Annotated in this window: 18 protein-coding genes; 9 read left to right on the top strand and 9 right to left on the bottom strand. The window is 45.5% G+C overall.

What is annotated here, in order from left to right; translation table 11 throughout:
• Position 1 precedes the first annotated feature (1 nt).
• From P4S59_RS11290 to gloB, 3 genes are all read right to left on the bottom strand, one after another.
• Positions 2 to 688, bottom strand: coding sequence for a YIP1 family protein (locus P4S59_RS11290; RefSeq protein WP_104969701.1), 687 nt, complete (start codon positions 686 to 688; stop codon positions 2 to 4).
• Complete coding sequence (locus tag P4S59_RS11285; protein ID WP_337168412.1) at positions 685 to 2,268, bottom strand: lytic transglycosylase; 1,584 nt, start codon at positions 2,266 to 2,268, stop codon at positions 685 to 687. The genes P4S59_RS11290 and P4S59_RS11285 overlap by 4 nt, the downstream gene beginning before the upstream one ends.
• Before the next feature lie 255 nt (positions 2,269 to 2,523).
• Complete coding sequence (gloB, locus tag P4S59_RS11280; protein ID WP_258623081.1) at positions 2,524 to 3,282, bottom strand: hydroxyacylglutathione hydrolase; 759 nt, start codon at positions 3,280 to 3,282, stop codon at positions 2,524 to 2,526.
• 37 nt (positions 3,283 to 3,319) lie between these two features.
• Here gloB and P4S59_RS11275 point away from each other — a divergent pair, with 37 nt between their 5' ends.
• Positions 3,320 to 4,066 (top strand): class I SAM-dependent methyltransferase, encoded by a 747-nt coding sequence (locus P4S59_RS11275; protein ID WP_012841508.1) that lies wholly within the window; start codon positions 3,320 to 3,322, stop codon positions 4,064 to 4,066.
• On the opposite strand, the gene rnhA is transcribed toward P4S59_RS11275, so the two are convergent.
• Positions 4,063 to 4,527 carry a ribonuclease HI gene (rnhA, locus tag P4S59_RS11270; RefSeq protein ID WP_012841509.1) on the bottom strand — a complete coding sequence of 155 codons (465 nt, stop codon included), beginning with the start codon at positions 4,525 to 4,527 and terminating at the stop codon, positions 4,063 to 4,065. The two genes, P4S59_RS11275 and rnhA, sit on opposite strands and share 4 nt — an antisense overlap.
• 59 nt (positions 4,528 to 4,586) lie before the next feature.
• Between rnhA and dnaQ the strand changes: the two genes are divergently transcribed.
• The 5 genes from dnaQ to P4S59_RS11245 all read left to right on the top strand — a co-directional run bounded on the left by dnaQ (position 4,587) and on the right by P4S59_RS11245 (position 8,269).
• Positions 4,587 to 5,309, top strand: coding sequence for a DNA polymerase III subunit epsilon (gene dnaQ / locus P4S59_RS11265; RefSeq protein WP_005380385.1), 723 nt, complete (start codon positions 4,587 to 4,589; stop codon positions 5,307 to 5,309).
• An 8-nt stretch (positions 5,310 to 5,317) separates the two neighbouring features.
• Complete coding sequence (locus P4S59_RS11260; RefSeq protein WP_337168411.1) at positions 5,318 to 6,568, top strand: TIGR03503 family protein; 1,251 nt, start codon at positions 5,318 to 5,320, stop codon at positions 6,566 to 6,568.
• A gap of 204 nt (positions 6,569 to 6,772) precedes the next feature.
• Positions 6,773 to 7,330, top strand: coding sequence for a hypothetical protein (locus P4S59_RS11255; protein WP_258642850.1), 558 nt, complete (start codon positions 6,773 to 6,775; stop codon positions 7,328 to 7,330).
• A gap of 51 nt (positions 7,331 to 7,381) precedes the next feature.
• Positions 7,382 to 7,774, top strand: a complete 393-nt coding sequence (locus P4S59_RS11250) for a DUF1353 domain-containing protein (protein WP_074191689.1) — start codon at positions 7,382 to 7,384, stop codon at positions 7,772 to 7,774.
• 84 nt (positions 7,775 to 7,858) lie between these two features.
• On the top strand, positions 7,859 to 8,269 hold the full coding sequence (locus P4S59_RS11245; protein WP_134647196.1) for a GNAT family N-acetyltransferase: 411 nt from the start codon (positions 7,859 to 7,861) through the stop codon (positions 8,267 to 8,269).
• Positions 8,270 to 8,342: 73 nt separating this feature from the next.
• Here P4S59_RS11245 and P4S59_RS11240 read toward each other — a convergent pair whose 3' ends face one another.
• Both P4S59_RS11240 and fadE read right to left on the bottom strand, forming a co-directional pair.
• The gene (locus P4S59_RS11240; RefSeq protein WP_046875514.1) at positions 8,343 to 10,118 is read right to left on the bottom strand and encodes a SulP family inorganic anion transporter; all 1,776 of its coding nucleotides are present in this window, start codon (positions 10,116 to 10,118) and stop codon (positions 8,343 to 8,345) included.
• A gap of 211 nt (positions 10,119 to 10,329) precedes the next feature.
• Entirely contained in the window at positions 10,330 to 12,774 is a 2,445-nt protein-coding gene (fadE, locus tag P4S59_RS11235) for an acyl-CoA dehydrogenase FadE (RefSeq protein ID WP_258644781.1), read from the bottom strand.
• A 375-nt stretch (positions 12,775 to 13,149) separates the two neighbouring features.
• On the opposite strand from fadE, the gene lpcA reads away from it, so the two are divergent.
• On the top strand, positions 13,150 to 13,725 hold the full coding sequence (gene lpcA, locus P4S59_RS11230) for a D-sedoheptulose 7-phosphate isomerase (protein ID WP_005380392.1): 576 nt from the start codon (positions 13,150 to 13,152) through the stop codon (positions 13,723 to 13,725).
• A gap of 50 nt (positions 13,726 to 13,775) precedes the next feature.
• Positions 13,776 to 14,621 carry a class II glutamine amidotransferase gene (locus tag P4S59_RS11225; RefSeq protein ID WP_006741678.1) on the top strand — a complete coding sequence of 282 codons (846 nt, stop codon included), beginning with the start codon at positions 13,776 to 13,778 and terminating at the stop codon, positions 14,619 to 14,621.
• Between the two features lie 370 nt (positions 14,622 to 14,991).
• Here the strand turns inward: P4S59_RS11225 and purN are convergent, their stop codons facing one another.
• On the bottom strand, positions 14,992 to 15,648 hold the full coding sequence (gene purN, locus P4S59_RS11220; protein WP_085342905.1) for a phosphoribosylglycinamide formyltransferase: 657 nt from the start codon (positions 15,646 to 15,648) through the stop codon (positions 14,992 to 14,994).
• 151 nt (positions 15,649 to 15,799) lie between these two features.
• Positions 15,800 to 16,840 (bottom strand): phosphoribosylformylglycinamidine cyclo-ligase, encoded by a 1,041-nt coding sequence (gene purM / locus P4S59_RS11215; protein ID WP_046875517.1) that lies wholly within the window; start codon positions 16,838 to 16,840, stop codon positions 15,800 to 15,802.
• Positions 16,841 to 17,019: 179 nt separating this feature from the next.
• Here purM and upp point away from each other — a divergent pair, with 179 nt between their 5' ends.
• Positions 17,020 to 17,646 carry a uracil phosphoribosyltransferase gene (gene upp, locus P4S59_RS11210; protein ID WP_041852906.1) on the top strand — a complete coding sequence of 209 codons (627 nt, stop codon included), beginning with the start codon at positions 17,020 to 17,022 and terminating at the stop codon, positions 17,644 to 17,646.
• 121 nt (positions 17,647 to 17,767) lie between these two features.
• On the opposite strand, the gene P4S59_RS11205 is transcribed toward upp, so the two are convergent.
• Positions 17,768 to 19,021: a uracil-xanthine permease family protein gene (locus tag P4S59_RS11205; RefSeq protein ID WP_047008859.1), complete on the bottom strand. Its 1,254-nt coding sequence runs from the start codon at positions 19,019 to 19,021 to the stop codon at positions 17,768 to 17,770.
• Between the last annotated feature and the right edge of the window lie 67 nt (positions 19,022 to 19,088).

The following is a 19,088-nucleotide window of genomic DNA, read 5'->3' as shown; positions in this document are numbered from 1 at the left end:
CTTAGGTCACCACAATATAAAGCGCCCAAATAACGTAGAAGAATACCCATGGCAGGCTTGCAATCACCAAGGCTTGCCCACGTTCAAACTCAGTCCAAGTAAGCACAACACCGTAGCCCAGTACAATGTACCAAGGCAGCAGTAGTGGTAGTGAGCTGGCAAAATGCGACCACTCGTTGGTGAGTGGCAGTTTTAACAAACCATTTAGGCTATTTAAATCTGCTGCGTAAGTCATCACCTGACCATGCTTGAGTAACAGGCTCGCGTAGCTTGCGATATCGCCCAATACTGCTGGGAATAAGATTGCACACGACGCGGCAAACCACTTCCAGTAACCATATTGTTGCTTGCTTGCCTTCGTTGCAAGAAAGAACCAAAGCGCAAGCAACAGTAAGGTGGCAAAGCGGTTGAATACATCATTGATGATCGCACTTGCCATTAGCGTGTTTGGCTCTAATAGCTCAATCTGCTTTGGGTCGATTTGCTGAAACTGCGCGGCAAGTTGGTCACTGAGCCACGTGAAATCGACATTCGAAAAGTAAGCGCCCCAGAATAAAAACGGACTAAGCATCAAGAAGATGAACGGTTGCCATCCCCATCCGCCGCGTTGGTAAAGCGCTAGAAAGCAAGATGTTGGAGAACGAAAAATGTCCAACAGCATCACAAGTGGGTTGCTTGATGGGTTCATACACTTACCTTCGTTACGTCAACGTACAACTTAAGTTTTTGACCTGGTTGTAAGTATTTATTCTTGTGTAGCGAGTTCCATTTCACGATGTCGTTCGTTTTTACTTTGAACTTGCTTGCAATGCCGCTAATGGTGTCACCAGAGCGAACGTTGTAGAAAACGGTACGAATCACAGCACCTTTGTCTGAGTCCTTCCAAATCACGAGCTTTTGACCAACGCGCAATGGATCTTTAGGGCCCATGCCATTCCATTTTGCTAACGATTTATACGACACTTTATTTTCACGTGCGATTGACCACAAACTTTCTCCAGACTGAACGACATGAGTGAGCTTGAGTTGTCCACGAGCACGTGATTGAGTCTTGCTTAATCGATTTTGTGCCGTTAGTGCGTATTTCGCATCGTCTTTTGTTGACGTCGGAATCAGTAGGTATTGGCCAATACGAATATTGTTATTCGACAGGCCGTTTGCACGTCGAATCACTTTTGTGGTTGTGCCGTATTTATTAGCTAGCACACTTAAAGAGTCACCAGACTTCACCTTGTAGCGAGCGACCTTCATCCCTTTACCACGGTTTTTCTCCACCTTAGTGAGAAAAGTCTCTTTTTTCTCTACCGGAATCAAAAGTTGGTGCGGACCTTCAGGCGCAGTCGACCATTGGTTGTATGCAGGGTTGTAACTTTGTAACTCTTTCACACCAATGCCGGCATAATCTGCTGCAATGGCCAGGTCAAGCTGTTCTTTCGGATCGACAAGCGTTAGAACAGGCTTGTTTGGAATCGCAGGAATATTAAGTCCGTACTTGTCTTGGTTTGCGATGACATCAGCCAAAGCTAGCAGCTTAGGTACGTAACTGCTGGTCTCTTTTGGTAAGTCCAATGAGAAGAAATCGGTAGGTTTACCGAGCTTTTTATTCTTACGAATTGCGCTAGAAACACGGCCACCACCACTGTTGTAAGCAGCAATTGCATGCTCCCAGCTACCATCAAAACGCTCGTTTAGTTGTACAAGGTAGTTCAGTGCGGCATCCGTTGCTGCTGCCACATCTCGGCGACCGTCATACCAGTAGTTTTGCTCTAGTCCCATCATCTTTCCGGTGCCAGGGACAAATTGCCACAATCCAGCCGCGCTACCGTGTGAGTAGGCAAAGGCATCGAATGAGCTTTCCACCACAGGAAGCAAAGCAAGCTCCATTGGGAGTCCACGCTCTTCGATACGTTTTGTGATCATGTATAGAAAAGGAGTCGCACGCTTAGACACTGTGTAAAGGTGATTCGGGTGCTTTAGATACCACGTACGGTAGTAGTCCACTTTCTTATGGTTTGGGATATCCATTTCAAGTTGCATGGCGATACGTTGCCATACATCTTCTTGTTCCTGAGGGGAAAGAACTTTAGGCGCGTCGTTAGCGGATTTTTTTGCTAAAGACGATGTGTTGCCCGGTTGAGCCTTCGCTGCATTTTGTTTTGCAGTCTGCTCAGATTTATTGGTTTCTGGTGTAGAAGACGTTGAGTCTGACTGAGTCAATTGACAGCCAGATAATAACAACGCCAACGCCCAGGTATACTTCAAACGCATGGATTCAGCCTATTTAGGGCCTTTTTATCTTCACCTGCCTGTCGCGCAACACAATGTGCGTGGCAGTCGCAAGATAATAGACATCTTTTAAACACTAACTAATTAATAGAGGCAAAGAGCTTCTAAATTATGCAATGGGGAGAAATTCAAATAGATTTATATCAACCCCAAACGTAAGAGAAGCGCCAGTGGCGCTTCTCGAAAAATCAGCCCCTGATAATACTGGGGTCTTGCAAACTTACAAGCAGAAAATGGTTAAAATTCGTTCTTCCACTCACGCAAAGCAGTAAAAACCGAGCATGGATCGCTATTTTTAATACGACTAGCAACAGATTGAACCACGTCAGGATTGGTGGTTCGCAAGAACGGATTAATCCACTTTTCTTTGCGTATTGTTGTTGGAAGTGTCGGAATGTTTAGGGCTCGCAGTCGGTTTACATCATCGCGATATTGACGGAGCTGCTCATTATCAGGCTCAACCGCTAAAGCAAACGCCACGTTACTCGCGGTGTATTCATGCGCGCAGAAGACTTGAGTTTCTTCTGGTAGAGACGTTAGTTTGCTCAGTGATTCAAACATTTGCTCAGGCGTACCTTCAAAAATACGACCGCAGCCAGCAGAAAAGAGCACATCACCGCAAAACAGTTTTCCGTCCCCAACGTAACCGATATGTCCCAAAGTATGGCCGGGTAACCCAAGTACTAAGAAAATCTCACCAAACAACTCCAGCTTGTCGCCTTCTTCCATTGGTGTCGTTAGGGTTGGAATTGGCTCAGATTTCGGGCCCACAACGGCGACTTCAGGAAAGGCACGCACTAAGTCTGGAACGCCACCAATGTGATCGTTGTGGTGGTGCGTAATTAAAATCGCTTCTAAAGTTAATTCGTTAGCCTGCAAGTATTCTAACACTGGCTTCGCATCGCCCGGATCAACGACTGCGCAACGCTTATCGCTATTTTGTATCAGCCAGATGTAATTATCATTAAATGCGGGTATGCTTTTGATCTCTAACACGATTCGTTCTCCGTCACCCATTTTAGTCAGGTGGTTAATGAAACCAGCACTCAGCAACAAAACTATACCACACCCGTCGACTTGGTCAGCAATGAACAACGGTCCGTGGGTGCTTGAGTCAATCCAGACCCGACTTGATGAATGGTGTCCGAAACTCTTCGGTTACCATATGCTCAAACTGGGCGGGTTGAGCTGTGAGCTAACCAGCTGTAATTGTAACATTCAACACCAAGTCAACGTAGATATCCAGAATCCGTTGCATAATGTGATTGCAGATGGTTACGAATTGCCCTTTTTAGAAAAAAGCTTTGATGTTGTGATACTCGCTCATCAGCTCGACTATGCAAGCGATCCACACCGTTTGCTACGGGAAGTCGATAGAGTGATGATGGATGATGGTTATTTGATAATCACTGGATTTAACCCACTAAGTTTGACTGGATTAGCGAGTTTGCTTCCTTGGCGTAAACATAATTTGCCTTGGAGTGGACGAATGTTTACGTCGAACCGCATCAACGACTGGTTAGGGTTACTTAATTATCAAGTGATTCATTGCGACCGTTACGCGCTGTTTCCGATGAAGCGCTACCGCACGATGTGGACATGGTTGGAAAACAGTCTCGGTGATTGGGCGTCACCAGCAGGGAGTTTGTATTACATTGTGGCACGGAAACGAACATACCCTCTCAAGCCTATCAAACCGCATTGGCGTTTGAAGAAAAAGCTCACACCACTAGGGGTGATGAATCGAGAGGGCAATACTATGAGGAAAGAATCTCGTTAAGAGGGTTGGTAACCAGTATCTTCCTCGGTTGGGTTTTCTGCGGCGGTACGGGCTAGCTCATCACAAATTTCATTCTCACGATGACCAGCGTGGCCTTTAACCCAGTGCCATTCAACTTGATGGCGTGCGGTTTCTTTGTCTAGAGCTTGCCATAGATCGGCATTCTTCACGGGTTTTTTATCCGCTGTTTTCCAGCCACGCTTCTTCCAGTTATGGATCCACTGAGTAATACCTTGGCGCACATATTGGCTGTCAGTCGTTAAAGTGACTTTGCAAGGTTGTTTTAACGTCTGCAGCGCGACGACAGCCGCCAACATTTCCATGCGGTTGTTGGTGGTTAACGTGTAGCCTTTGGAAAGCGTCTTTTCTACGTCTTTGTAACGCAATACAATGCCGTAACCACCTGGTCCTGGGTTACCTAAACAAGAACCGTCAGTGAAAATCTCAACGTGTTTGGTCATATTTTTTGGTACTATTAGCCGAAACATTTAATAAAGCATAGTCTGACATACATAACCTTATGAATACCAGCAGCAATTCTGAATATAACCGCATTGTCGTTCTCGATACCGAAACCACAGGTATGAACCGCGAGGGTGGTCCTCACTACATGGGACACCGCATTATTGAAATCGGTGCCGTGGAGATCATCAACCGTAAGCTGACTGGTCGTCACTTCCACGTTTATTTAAAACCCGATCGTGAAATCCAACCAGAAGCGGTTGAAGTTCACGGTATTACGGATGAATTCTTGGTTGATAAACCGGAATACGCGAGCGTGCACCAAGAGTTTCTTGAGTTTATTAAAGGCGCAGAACTTGTTGCCCACAACGCGCCCTTCGATACCGGCTTTATGGATTACGAGTTTGGCATGCTCGATCCTAACATCGGCAAAACGGACGACTACTGCAAGGTGACCGACACCCTTGCTATGGCGAAGAAAATCTTCCCAGGTAAGCGAAACAACCTTGATATCTTATGTGAACGTTACGGTATTGATAACTCGCACCGTACACTCCACGGAGCTTTGCTCGATGCGGAGATTCTAGCCGACGTTTACCTCTTTATGACGGGTGGTCAAACGAGTCTAGAGTTTAACGCGAATAAACAAGAGGGTGGGGTAGAAACCATTCGCCGTATTGAAGGAAGAAAAGCGCTAAAGGTTTTGCGCGCAAGTGCCGATGAACTAGAAGCTCACCAAAAAAGATTAGAGTTGGTGAACGACTGTATTTGGCATCAATAGGAGAAGCTATGCTGAGGGCTTTGTTGGTCGCGTTTTTAGCGATATGGAGTAGTCTCTCGAGTGCATCGAGTGAATCTGCTATGTCTTTGTTAGACAATCGCTTTCGAGTGGATCCAACCATCGAGCAGATCACTTTTTTAGTTTATCGTGAGCAAAGTTCTCAGCCAGTTGTTTTAGTCCGCCCTGACGGTAAAAAGTACTATGCTTGGGACGCCTACGACAATGTACGTTGGTACCAAGAAGCCTCACTCGATATTATCTCCGTTGACAACCCTATGCCAGGCCCATGGCAGGCTGTGGGGAAAGTCACTCCTAAAAATAACATCCGCTTAATTTCTCACTTAAAGCTCAGCACGGATGTGTTCCCAAACCGATTATATAATGGGGAAGCGCTTAAGTTTACAGCTCGCCTAACCTCCGACGACAAACCTCTTGTACTGCGCGACTTCCTTGAACGCGTGAATCTACGCGTGACATTTACCAAGTTTGTCGAAAATGAAGATGAGTTGATCAAAGAAGCACGTCCAGTGCAGATGGTTGTGGGTGAGTTTGCTGATGATGGCCGCGGCTTGGATGAAAAAGCAGGGGATGGTGTGTTCACTGTCCAACTACCAATAGACGTTGAGCCCGGTAAGTACCGTGCGCGAATCACCTCTGGTAATGGCGTATTCTTACGAGCGCAAGAGCAAGTCATCTTGGTTTATCCGAACCCAATTTCTCGTACTTTTATTCAGGCGCGCAATCCTGACAAACCACACCAATTGGTGGTGAGTGGTGAGCAAGGTATGATCGCGCCAGGCTCAATCGCAGTCACGGTGGAACAAGATGCACCCGATGGCTTTGTTAGCTACAGCCAAGGCCAGGTTTCTAAAGATGGAATGAGAACCACGCTGAACCTCAATAACGACGCTGAACTTGGTAAATACGCATGGCGCGGCGAGCTCTTTGCCACTGATTTTGCGACGCAACGTCCACTGGTGTTTCCTATTCCAGAGCAAACCTTCAGTGTAGTTGATGACGTTGATCTAGAAGCCGCTCGAATTGCAAAAGAAGCTGAATTAGCCGAGCAGCGCCGTATTGAAATGGAAAAGCAAATTATTGCTGAGCGGGAGGCTGAGCGTAAGCGCAGCATGATTATTATCGCGGTGGGTAACGTGATAATGCTGCTGATTGTGATCATTGCATGGATAGTCTGGCGCAAAATTAAAGCGAAGCGCGATGCCATGCCAGAGATGCAGTTAGAAGTGCCAAAGAAATAGTAGTAACACATAAACCTAGAAACGGAGCCAATCGGCTCCGTTTTTTTTCAGTTTAAGTTTGAGACAGAATTTGATGTTTCTAATGATCATTAATCATTTTATTTTAAAGTAACACCATGATTTAACGTTGATTAATCATAATAAAGCTCGCATGATACTCTTTACGTTTCGACTTGATTTTAGTGCGTATCGACGGAGTGAGTTATGACAATTGGAGCGTTAGAACTAGAGCATTTACCACGACAAAAGGCCTTGGTTGAGTCTGCTTATGATGCCTTTTATTCTGAAAAAGACGTTGTTGCTGCGGTATTGCTTGGTTCATTGTCATCAGGAAAAGGTGACCGTATTTCGGACGCTGATGTTGTTGTCTTTACTCAAAACAACTTCCATAAAGCCTCAGAGCTTTGTTTTACCCAGTTTGAAGCTAATAAAGACATTTTTTATCGCCTTGAGGGAGAGCACAACGAAAATGCGTGTTTCAAAAAATACATTTTTAATGACCTAACCAGTGCAGAGATTCATTGTTTAGATCTCTGTGAGCCCTTCAAACTTTCTAAGCCATTTAAGACTTTATTTGATAAAGCTGATGTGATTGCGGGCATGGTTACTGATGAACCTGCGCCAAAGCATGAAGATTTCCCAGTTTATACCAGTGGTGATCAAGGCCTGATCTGGGAACTCTTTGATTGTATTAAGTGGTTGAGTAGAGATAACCATGAGCTTGCTAAGTCCTACTTGAAAAAACTCTCTGAGAAACTCTAATTTGAGAGTTATCCCCGTTCCTCCCACTCAAGTTAGTTAGGCGGTTAGGTTATGAAATACAAAAAGCGTCAGAAGTACAAATACACTCTCCATTCTGAAGAAAAGATTGAGACTCGCATTTCAGTGAGTCAGGTGTATGACAGCCCTTTTCTTAGTTTGTCCAAACAAGGCGTGTTAACGATTAAAAAGGGCTATGCATGGGATGGAGCGAGTGGGCCAGCATTAGACACAAAAAACATTATGAAAGCTTCTTTAGTTCATGATGCTCTTTACCAACTCATGAGGGAAGAGGTGTTGCCTCAAAGTGCTCGAAAGCATGCGGATATGTTGCTGAGAGAAATATGTTTAGAAAAAGGAATGTCTAGCTTCAGAGCAACTTATATCTATTATGGCGTCAGAGTTGTCGGTGGCTTCTTTTCCAGACCCGATACTTTGTGTGCTTAACGGGAACATCTTTCCAATTTTTAACTGTTTATTTATACAGTTTGGTTGTGTAAGCTCCAAGGTGATACAAAGGAGTAGTACATAATGACAATAAGATATGAAGAGCATGTACCAAGCCCGAAAGAATACTGTGATATGCGTATCAAAGCCGGGCTATCACCCAAATCGTTGAAAGCTGCTGAAATTGGTCTACCCAATTCGTTATATGGCGTATCTGTTCGGGATGAAGGAAAGCTCATTGCAATGGGTCGGGTTGTTGGTGACGGGGCGTGTAACTTCGAAATTGTCGACGTTGCCGTTGATTCTGATTATCAAGGTAACGGTTTAGGTAGAAAAGTCATGGAATACATCGACGGTTATCTTTCTTCTGTTGCACTTGAAGGCTCTTACGTTTCTATGATTGCTGATGAACCGGTCTTTTACGAAAAGCTTGGTTATAGGCTGGTGGCTCCTAAAAGCCAAGGGATGACAAAAAAGTTTAAGCCGAAGGTGTAACACGTATTCAGCTGTGCAAATAAGCAATAGAAAACAGGAGTTTAATTTCCTGTTTTCTATATTAAATTTCTACTTAAGCCACTTCTGGAATTGGTTTGGGTGGCTGCTCTAAATCAGGCTCTTTTTGAACAGTAGGAATTTGTCCCTCACCCACAGCACTGATGTAACAGCCACTAAGTTTAATGGCAAGGTACATATCGGCTCGCAGTAAGATGCCTCCTTCACTGGTGCTGATACCAGTAAGCTCACACCATTGACGTAAGCGTCGTTTCCTTCCTGCGAGGATTAAGCGTACGCCTCTCTTTTTTAAAGTATTGTGAATATCTGCCAGTGTTGCCATCACACTGAGATCCAAGTGAGTAAAGCTCGATACGGCGTCGATGACAACGCAACTTGCGTCTTTGTGATGTTCTACTTGCTCTAACACTCGGCGTTTAAAGTAAGGTGCGTTGAAGTAAGTCAGCGGCGAGTTAAAGCGGTAAATCACCATTCCTGGAATAGGCGAAGCTTTTCCTGAGTCGTCGATGGTCCGAATGGTGCCTTTTTCATCCAAGCCAAGTAGCTGATCACTTGGTCGCATGACAATACGCAAAAATTGAAACAGCCCTAGCAGTACCGCCAAAGTGATCCCCGGTATTACGCCTACGATCAAAACAGAAATAAAAGTGATGATGGCCAGATAAAACGCATCTTTGTCACGAGATTTTAATTTCCAAATGGCTTTGAGATCGAGCAGCGACAGGGATGCGATGATCAACACGACACCAAGTGATGCGATGGGAATAAACTGTAAAGGCTCATAAATAAATACCGCAATAATGGCGATGGTGATTGCGGCGACAATCGAAACTAACTGAGATTTACCGCCATTGGCATCATTTACCGCTGTGCGTGAGTCAGCTCCGCTTATCGCGAAACCTTGCGAAAACGCTGAGGCAATGTTGGCAAAGCCCAACGCCTGAAACTCTTTATTTGCATCAATATCATAACCGTTTTTAGCGGCGAAACTGCGCGCGGTGAGCATCATGCTAACAAAGCTGACAATCGCAAGGTTGAGCGCCGGGACCACTAGCTCACGAACTTCACCTAGCTCAAACTCCGGCGTTTGAAACTGAGGAAAACCACCTTGAGTGAGCCCAACTACGGATACGCCCATCTCTTGTAAATGGAAAAACCAAACTGACGCGGTAGTCACGAGTATCGCCAGCATGGCAGCAGGCCAAGTTGGTCGGTAGCGTTTGGTGAGTAAATAAACGACAACCGTCACGATACTCAGAGTTACGGTAGGCCAATGAAGCTCGGTTAATCGTTGTGGAGCCTCCCATAAGCGTTCCAGCAAATAACGTTGTTCGTATTTCAAACCGACCACTTTGGCAAACTGACCAACGATAATCGTGAGAGCGACACCGTTGAGTAGACCCAAAAGAATCGGGCGAGAAAGGAAGTCTGCAAACACCCCTAACTTGAAACGACTTGCCAGTACACACCAAATACCAGTCATCGCTGTCATGGTCATGACTAACTGCCAATGTTTTGTGGGATCACCTGCGGCAAGCGGCGTAACAACGGCGGCAATCACTGCACAAGTTGCTGCATCGGGTCCGACAATCAGTTGTCGAGATGTGCCCATCATGGCGTACACCAACATTGGCAGTACACACGAGTACAGACCGACAATTGCAGATACACCGGTTAGCTGTGCATAAGCTATGGCAACTGGCAGGGCAACCGCGACAACAGAAAAGGCGGCTCTAAAGTCGTTAACAAACCATTCTTTTTGATAATGCTTAAGCTGAACAAGCCCAGGGAACCACTGTGCGAATAATATTTTAGCCAACGGATTTACCATATATGTGAGTGAGTTACTTAAAAGTATACACCGCTTGCTTGGAACGTCTGTGAGTTAGTTATCACTGGAAATCGGGGGAAGGTTCGGAGTGCGTGGATTTTATTGCGCTTGCACAGAGGTTCTTCGTGGTGTGAGGTGTTATGAACGCTATTCTGGTAGCAATAAAAAAACGGGAGTTGTCACTCCCGTTTTATGGTTTCAGATTAGAAAGTTAGGCAACGCTATCCATCTGAGGGTATAGCGGCTTTGCTGCGAGCAATTCCGGCTCAAAGTCATCAACGTTGATTGTATCCAGACGATGCTGTTCAGCTTCTCTTAGTAGATCGGCTTCTTCTTGCGTGATAAAGCCTTGCTCTAGCCCTTCCTGAGCAATCATATCCAAACGTAGGAATGGACGACGTTTGCCTTGAGCTTTACATACTTTGTCGAACACTGGCTCAGCTTGAAGAATGACTGACAGGGCAAGCTCAATCTTACCTGCTGCGTTGTGCTCGGTTGGTTCAAGGTACTGACCGCGACCAATGCGTGAGCGCGTTGCACTAGGCGTTTGTAGAATGCGCGCCACTTTGCTGTCTAGTTTATCGCTTGGCGCTTTGCGTACACGACCGAATGGCATGATTAACACGCGCAGTGCACGACCAATCACTTTGTTCGGGAAGTTTGCTAAGAATTCGTCTACCGCCACTTCCGCTTGTTTCAAACTGTCTTGTAGACCCCAGTGTACTAATGGTAAATCTTCGACTGGGCGGCCATCTTGCTCAAAACGTTTCAACGTCGCAGAGCTTAAATATAGCTGGCTTAGAATGTCACCAAGACGCGCTGATAGACGCTCTTTACGCTTCAAAGAGCCACCTAGCACTGCCATCGAGATATCCGATAGCAAGGCAAGGTTTGCACTGTAGCGGTTCAATTGTTGGTAGTAACGCTTGGTTGCATCTTTGGTTGGTGATGAAGAACCTAAACCGTCGCTCAAACCAAACCAGATGCTGCGAACGAGGTTACTCATGGTAAAGCTCACGTGACCAGCCAGCGCTTTATCAAACTTCTCTACAGCATCACTGGCATCAGAGTACGCGGCGTTCATTTCTTCAAGAACGTATGGATGACAGCGAATCGCACCTTGACCAAAGATGATCATTGAACGAGTTAGGATGTTTGCACCCTCAACCGTTACCGCGATTGGCGCACCTTGGTAACCACGGGCTAGGAAGTTCGAAGGTCCCATACAGATACCTTTACCGCCTACGATGTCCATTGCGTCGATGATGCTTTGTTGTCCACGGTGCGTACAGTGGTACTTCACGATAGCTGAGATTACTGATGGCTTTTCACCTAAGTCGATACCTGCCACGGTTAAGTTGCTTGCCGCGTCCATTACGTAAGCGTTACCACCCAGACGTGCCAATGGCTCTTCTACGCCTTCCATGTGACCGATAGGTTGTTTGAACTGGCGACGAATGCGTGAGTAAGCGCCCGTTGCCATTGCCGCAGTTTTGATGCCACCTGTTGAGTTTGAAGGTAGCGTGATACCACGACCAACCGATAGACACTCAACCAGCATACGCCAACCTTGGCCCGCCATTTTTTCACCACCGATAATGAAATCGATAGGAACAAAGATGTCTTTACCGCGCGTTGGACCATTTTGGAATGGCACATTGAGCGGGAAGTGTCGGTTACCAATCTCAACACCTTTGACATCAGTTGGGATAAGCGCACAAGTGATGCCAAGATCTTCTTTGTCGCCTAGCAAACCTTCAGGATCGCGAAGTTTAAATGCTAAGCCTAGTACCGTTGCGACTGGCGCTAGGGTGATGTAGCGCTTGTTCCAAGTCAGGCGCATACCCAGTACTTCTTTTCCTTCCCATTCGCCTTTACAAACCACACCGTAATCTGGAATAGAGCCAGCGTCAGAGCCTGCTTCTGGACTCGTTAGGGCGAAACAAGGGATTTCCTTACCTTCAGCTAGGCGCGGTAAGTAATGATTTTTCTGATCTTCAGTACCGTAGTGTTGCAGTAGCTCACCAGGGCCCAAAGAATTAGGAACACCAACGGTAGACGATAGAACGCCAGAAACACCCGTTAGTTTTTGTAGTACTAGTGATTGCGCGTATGCTGAGAATTCAAGACCACCGTACTTTTTCTTAATGATCATGGCGAAGAATTTGTGATCTTTCAGGTATTGCCATACTTCTGGCGGTAAGTCCGCGAGTTCATGGGTCACTTGGAAATCGCTCACCATGGCGCACACTTCATTCACAGGGCCGTCTAAAAAGGCTTGTTCTTCCGCACTTAACTTAGGTGCTTGAATCGCGTGTAGCTTTTGCCACTCTGGTTTGCCTTTAAATAGTTCGGCTTCCCACCAGACGGTACCTGCGTCTAACGCTTCTTTTTCGGTTTGAGACATAGCTGGCAGCACTTTCTTGAAAAGCGCTAATGCTTTGCGGCTTATCAAAGACTGACGTACGCCAGGAACCGCGAATACAGCGGCAGCAAGAACGTAAATCGTCCAACCAGTAACGCCAACCGCGCCTGTTACTGTAAGCGCTAACATAGCTGCTGTGAGTAAACTAATAGATTTCACGAGAGACATGCGGTGGTAGAGCGTAATGCCTAGCACGACCGTCATCGTGATGATTGAGAGCAAGATGTCCATATGTATTTTCCTTTTCAGACTTTATAAGTGTTGTACGTCTGTATGTTAGGTGAGAGGTCTAACCAGTTGGTTTAAGTGTAATCAAAATATTAAGGAAATGTAAAACATAAGATTGGATAAAAAGTGATCTAAGTAGAGTTAAAGTTCTAAAGTGCGATTTGAGTGATGGTTTCATGAGCAAGTTGACAAGTTTATTACCATCACCAATCTAAATCTGTTGGTTCACTATCGACACTAATTCTCGTTTGTGGGTAAACTCAGAGTAATCAAACCCGAGTTCAGGTTTATGAAATGTCCGATACCAAATTGGTATCAGAACAATTTGCTCAGTGAATCTAGGACTGACTGAAGCCGAAATAATAAAGAGAACGTCTTATGTACCATGATCTGATTAGAAGTGAATTAAACGAAGCTGCTGAAGTGCTCAACAAATTTTTAAGCGATGACCATAACATTGCGCAAATCGAAGCAGCGGCGAAAATGATTGCTGACTCATTCAAGCAAGATGGTAAAGTACTGTCATGTGGTAACGGTGGTTCTCACTGTGATTCGATGCACTTTGCCGAAGAGTTAACAGGCCGTTACCGAGAAAACCGTCCTGGCTATGCTGGTATTGCTATTTCAGATCCAAGCCACCTTTCTTGCGTGAGTAATGACTTTGGTTATGACTTCGTGTTTTCCCGTTATGTAGAAGCCGTTGGTCGAAAAGGTGACGTACTGTTTGGTCTGTCGACTTCAGGTAACTCAGGTAACATCCTGAAAGCGATTGAAGCGGCGCAAGCGAAAGGCATGAAGACGATTGCGCTAACAGGCAAAGATGGCGGCAAAATGGCAGGGCTTGCCGATATTGAAATCCGCGTGCCACACTTTGGTTATGCAGACCGTATTCAGGAAATTCATATTAAGATTATTCATATCATCATTCAGTTGATTGAAAAAGAGATGGAATAGTCGTTTCACGGCCACCTTTTCGAGCTGTGTTGTTAGGGAGTTTTTTAATCATGTGTGAATTGCTCGGTATGAGCGCTAATGTTCCGACGGATATTTGTTTCAGTTTTACCGGGCTCATGCAGCGTGGAGGTCGAACTGGCCCACACCGTGACGGATGGGGAATTACCTTCTACGAAGGGAAAGGTTTTCGAACTTTCAAAGATCCCAAGCCAAGTTGTGAGTCGCAAATTGCAGAGTTAGTGCAAAATTATCCTATCAAGAGTCGTGCTGTCGTTAGTCATATCCGGCAGGCGAATCGTGGTGGTGTTAATTTAGAAAATACTCATCCCTTTACACGTGAGTTATGGGGTAGGTATTGGACGTTTGCGCACAACGGTCAGCTCTCAGGCTATCAAGACTTACATACGGGTCGACACCGACCTGTCGGCGAGACAGATAGCGAACTGGCCTTTTGTTGGTTGCTGAAGCAAATGGAAGATCGATATCCTGAGCCGCCAAAGGATATGGAATCGGTATTCTTATATGTTGCTAAATGTTGTGATGAGCTAAGAGAGAAGGGTGTATTTAACATGCTTCTGAGTGATGGTGAGTATGTAATGACGTATTGCACCAATCATTTGTATTGGATCACGAGACGCGCACCGTTTGGTAAAGCCGCTTTGCTTGATGAAGATGTGGAAATTAACTTCCAAGAAGAAACAACGCCACATGACATTGTTTCTGTGATCGCGACTCAACCTTTAACGGGTAACGAAGCTTGGCAGCGGATGAAACCTGGCGAGTACGGCTTGTTTCACCTAGGTGAACTAGTGAAAAACAATGCCTCTGAACTGGTGAATGTGCCGTTTGCAGCGGCGAAACCGGGCAATCAAGCGCCAACTGAGCCGTTAGAATAGCTGTTAATTCGGAACAACTCGTAAAGCTCGCTTAATCGCGAGCTTTATTTTTATGCGTTTAAACCGAGGACGGATACTGGTGAACTCTCATACTTTCTAGCTTCCTAGTCTCGCTAAGGCTTGCCGGAAAGACGTAACTGATAGAAATTTCTCATAAAACACCACGTCATTCTGAACGGTGAGGAACGAACCAGATTCAGAATCTACTTTCCGAGTGTCGTGTTACTCAAGTGGTTATGGGATTTTTTAGAATGTTGGGTTTTAGATTTCTAGTCTCACTACGGCTTTCTTGAATCAAGTTTATATGTTTCAAAATAACAAAAGGCAGCTCTCAGGCTGCTCTTTTGTGTTTGGAGTTTGGTATTCAGGACTACTCATCGGAGGCGTAGCCGTGTGCGCCAAGCTCTGCGCCATCTAAATAGGCTTTACCATCCTTCATGATTAAGCGCTCATCTACTAACCACTTAGCCACCATAGGGTAGATTCGGTGTTCCTGAGCCTGAACACGCGCTGCAAGTACACTAGCATTATCGTCTTCGAATACCGGAACTTTTGCTTGCAGTATGACAGGGCCACCATCAAGCTCTTCCGTTACAAAGTGCACACTCGTACCATGTTCTTTGTCGCCAGCATCTATTGCTCTCTGGTGTGTGTGTAGCCCAGGATATTTTGGTAGAAGAGAAGGGTGGATATTGATCATCTTACCCATGTAATGAGAAACAAACTCGCTGCTCAGAATACGCATGTAGCCCGCCAGAATAATCACGTCTGGTTGGTATTCATCGATTTGACTCATTAGCTCTGCATCAAAGCTTTCACGCGAGTCGAATGCTTTAGGGTCGACAAAGTGACCGTCTACATCAAATTTTTTTGCACGTTCTAAACCAAAAGCATCTGCTTTGTTAGAGAACACGGCTGCCACTCGTGCGTTTGGCATGCTGTTTTCGCAAGCTTCCAAGATAGCTTGCAGGTTACTTCCGTTACCCGAGATGAGGACCACAATGTTTTTTAGGGTATGGTTTTTCATGATGTCGAGAGTGCCTTGGTATTGTAGGTTAGAGTTATGTAGCTTCTAAACTACCTACTAATAGAATGGTTTTTATTGTTCTAGATAGCAAAATGAGGACCTAGTCATCTAGTGTCCTCATTCTTTTTATCTTGTGAGCTCGATTTGCAAATTATTGGATTTCAACTTGCTCTTCATTCGCTTCAGCTTGCGCGATTTGACCAATCACCCATGCGTTTTCACCTTCTTCTTGAAGAAGAGCAACCGCGGCTTCCGCTTGGTCTTTAGGTAGTGCAACGATTAGACCCACACCACAGTTGAACGTACGGTACATTTCGTGTGTGTCGACGTTGCCTTTCTCTTGTAGCCACTTGAAGATCACTGGCCATTCCCAGCTGCTACCATCGATAACTGCTTTTGTACCTTCAGGCAGCACACGTGGGATGTTTTCCCAAAAACCACCACCAGTGATATGAGAAATCGCATGGATGTCGTGTTTCTCAATCATCTTAAGTGCTGATTTGATGTAAATCTTAGTTGGTTCTAGTAGGTGCTCACCGATAGTGCGACCTGCTAGTTCTTCGTTCTTATCTGCACCTGATACTTCTAGGATTTTACGGATAAGGGAGTAACCGTTTGAGTGTGGGCCGCTTGAGCCAACAGCGATAAGTGCATCACCAGCAGCGACTTTCGTGCCGTCGATCACGTCTTCTTTTTCGACTACGCCAACACAGAAACCAGCTACGTCGTAGTCTTCGCCTTCATACATGCCAGGCATCTCCGCAGTTTCGCCACCAATTAGGGCACAACCTGCTTGAATACAGCCTTCCGCGATACCTGAAACAACATCCGCAGCGGTATCAACGTCTAGCTTGCCAGTTGCGTAATAATCTAGGAAGAACAGTGGCTCTGCGCCTTGCACGATAAGATCATTTACACACATCGCAACAAGGTCGATGCCGATAGTGTCGTGCTTGTTCATATCCAGTGCTAGGCGAAGCTTAGTACCTACGCCATCAGTACCAGAAACCAGTACAGGTTGTTTGTATTTGGTTGGCAATTCGCATAGCGCGCCAAAACCACCGATACCACCCATAACTTCAGGGCGACGAGTACGTTTTACCGCACCCTTAATACGATCCACAAGCGCGTTGCCTGCATCAATATCTACACCAGCGTCTTTATAGCTAAGAGAAGAGTTGTTACCACTCACAGGGAAGTCCTCGGTATTAAGTTGGATATGAAAACGGCGCTATTCTAACAGTGCTTAAACATAGATAGCAAACGTTTGCGTCTGTTTTTTTCTTTAGTGATTTATCCTGATATCCCTGTAAAAATCATGTATAATCTGAAGGTTTGTTTAAATATTGCCAACTATAGCCGGAGATGGACATGAAAGTTGTTGAAGTAAAGCACCCTCTAGTAAAACATAAAATTGGTCTAATGAGAGAAGGTGACATCAGCACAAAACGTTTTCGTGAGTTAGCGACTGAGGTCGGTAGCCTACTTACTTACGAAGCAACGTCAGACTTTGAAACAGAAAAAGTGACCATTGATGGTTGGAACGGTCCGGTAGAAGTAGACCAAATTAAAGGTAAAAAAGTAACCGTAGTACCAATCCTACGTGCAGGTCTAGGCATGATGGACGGTGTTCTTGAGCACATGCCAAGCGCACGTATCAGTGTTGTTGGTATTTACCGTGATGAAGAAACACTTGAGCCAGTTCCTTACTTCAACAAGCTTGCTTCTAACATCGATGAGCGTATTGCGCTTGTTGTTGACCCAATGCTTGCAACAGGTGGTTCTATGATTGCTACGATCGATCTTCTAAAAGAGAAAGGTTGTAACCAAATCAAAGTGTTGGTACTTGTTGCTGCACCAGAAGGTATTGAAGCGCTAGAAAAAGCACACCCAGATGTGGAGTTATACACTGCGGCAATCGATGAGAAGCTAAATGACAAAGGCTACATCGTACCGGGTCTAGGTGATGCAGGTGATAAGATCTTCGGTACTAAGTAATTCTTTAATGTATTACTACGACTGAACAGAAAAAACAAAGGCTTGGTGAAAACCAAGCCTTTTTTATATCTATAATACGAGAAGAATAAAATGCGCCACTCAGTAAAGCAGCGCAGACGCACTATTTCGCGTTCTCTTCTTCCATTTGTGCGTTATCTACAACGTGGTTTTCACCTAAATCGTTTGGTAACACAAGGTTAAGAATAATTGCCACGATACCGCATAGGCTCACACCTTGTAGGCTGAACTCACCAATACCGAAAGCCATACCGCCAATACCAAATACAAGTGTTACGGCAACGATCACTAGGTTGCGAGACTTATGTAAATCAACGTTATTCTTGATCAGTGTGTTGAGGCCTACTGTGGCGATAGAGCCGAAAAGCAGAATCATGATGCCGCCCATGACAGGCACAGGAATTGTTTGAAGAACCGCACCTAGCTTACCTACCAATGCAAGTACGATTGCAGTGATCGCAGCCCAAGTCATGATCACAGGGTTAAATGCTTTGGTTAGCATTACTGCTCCTGTAACTTCACTGTAAGTGGTGTTTGGTGGAGCACCCACCATCGAGGCTGCGATAGTTGCCACCCCGTCACCTGCGATTGTGCGATGAAGGCCAGGTTTTTTCAGGTAGTTTTTACCTGTAACGTTTGAGATAGCAAGCATGTCACCTACGTGCTCTACCGCAGGTGCGATAGCGACAGGAATCATGAACAAGATTGCGTTTATGTTGAACTCTGGCGCGGTGAAGTTTGGCATAGCTAGCCAAGCCGCTTGTGTTACAGGAGTGAAATCAACCACCCCGTAGAATAGAGAAACAGAGTAACCAGCAAGAATACCACCAACAATAGGAACGAGCTTCAAGAAGCCTTTTGCAAAAACGCTTAGTACAATGGTTGTGAGCAGTGAGACCGCCGAGATGATGATCGCAGCATCACCATTAACAAGCTGTGCAGCACCATCACCGGTTTTACCTACCGCCATGTTCACTGCTGTTGGAGCAAGGCCAAGACCAATCACCATGATCACAGGGCCAACGACAACAGGCGGGAGAATTTTATGGATGAATCCAACACCGCGCACTTTGATCATCGCCCCTAAAGCCACATAAACCAGGCCCGCTGCCATTAAGCCGCCCATCGTTGCGCCGATACCCCAAGTTTGGATACCGAACATAATAGGAGCAATAAACGCAAAAGAAGAGGCAAGGAAGATGGGAACAGAACGTTTAGTCATTAATTGGAAGAGGAGAGTACCGACACCGGCACCAAAGAGGGCGACATTTGGATCAAGGCCAGTTAACAGCGGCACAAGCACCAAAGCACCAAAAGCGACAAAGAGCATTTGAGCGCCTTGTAACGCGTTTTTCATAATAATTCCCTATTTTCAAGATACGCAGACAAATCCGGCGAATACTATCATCCTGCAATCGTTTGCA

Source organism: Vibrio sp. M60_M70, assembly GCF_037162085.1.
Lineage (GTDB): Bacteria > Pseudomonadota > Gammaproteobacteria > Enterobacterales > Vibrionaceae > Vibrio > Vibrio diabolicus.
Note: the sequence above shows the minus strand (reverse complement) of the source record. Positions and strands in the feature narration are given on the sequence as shown.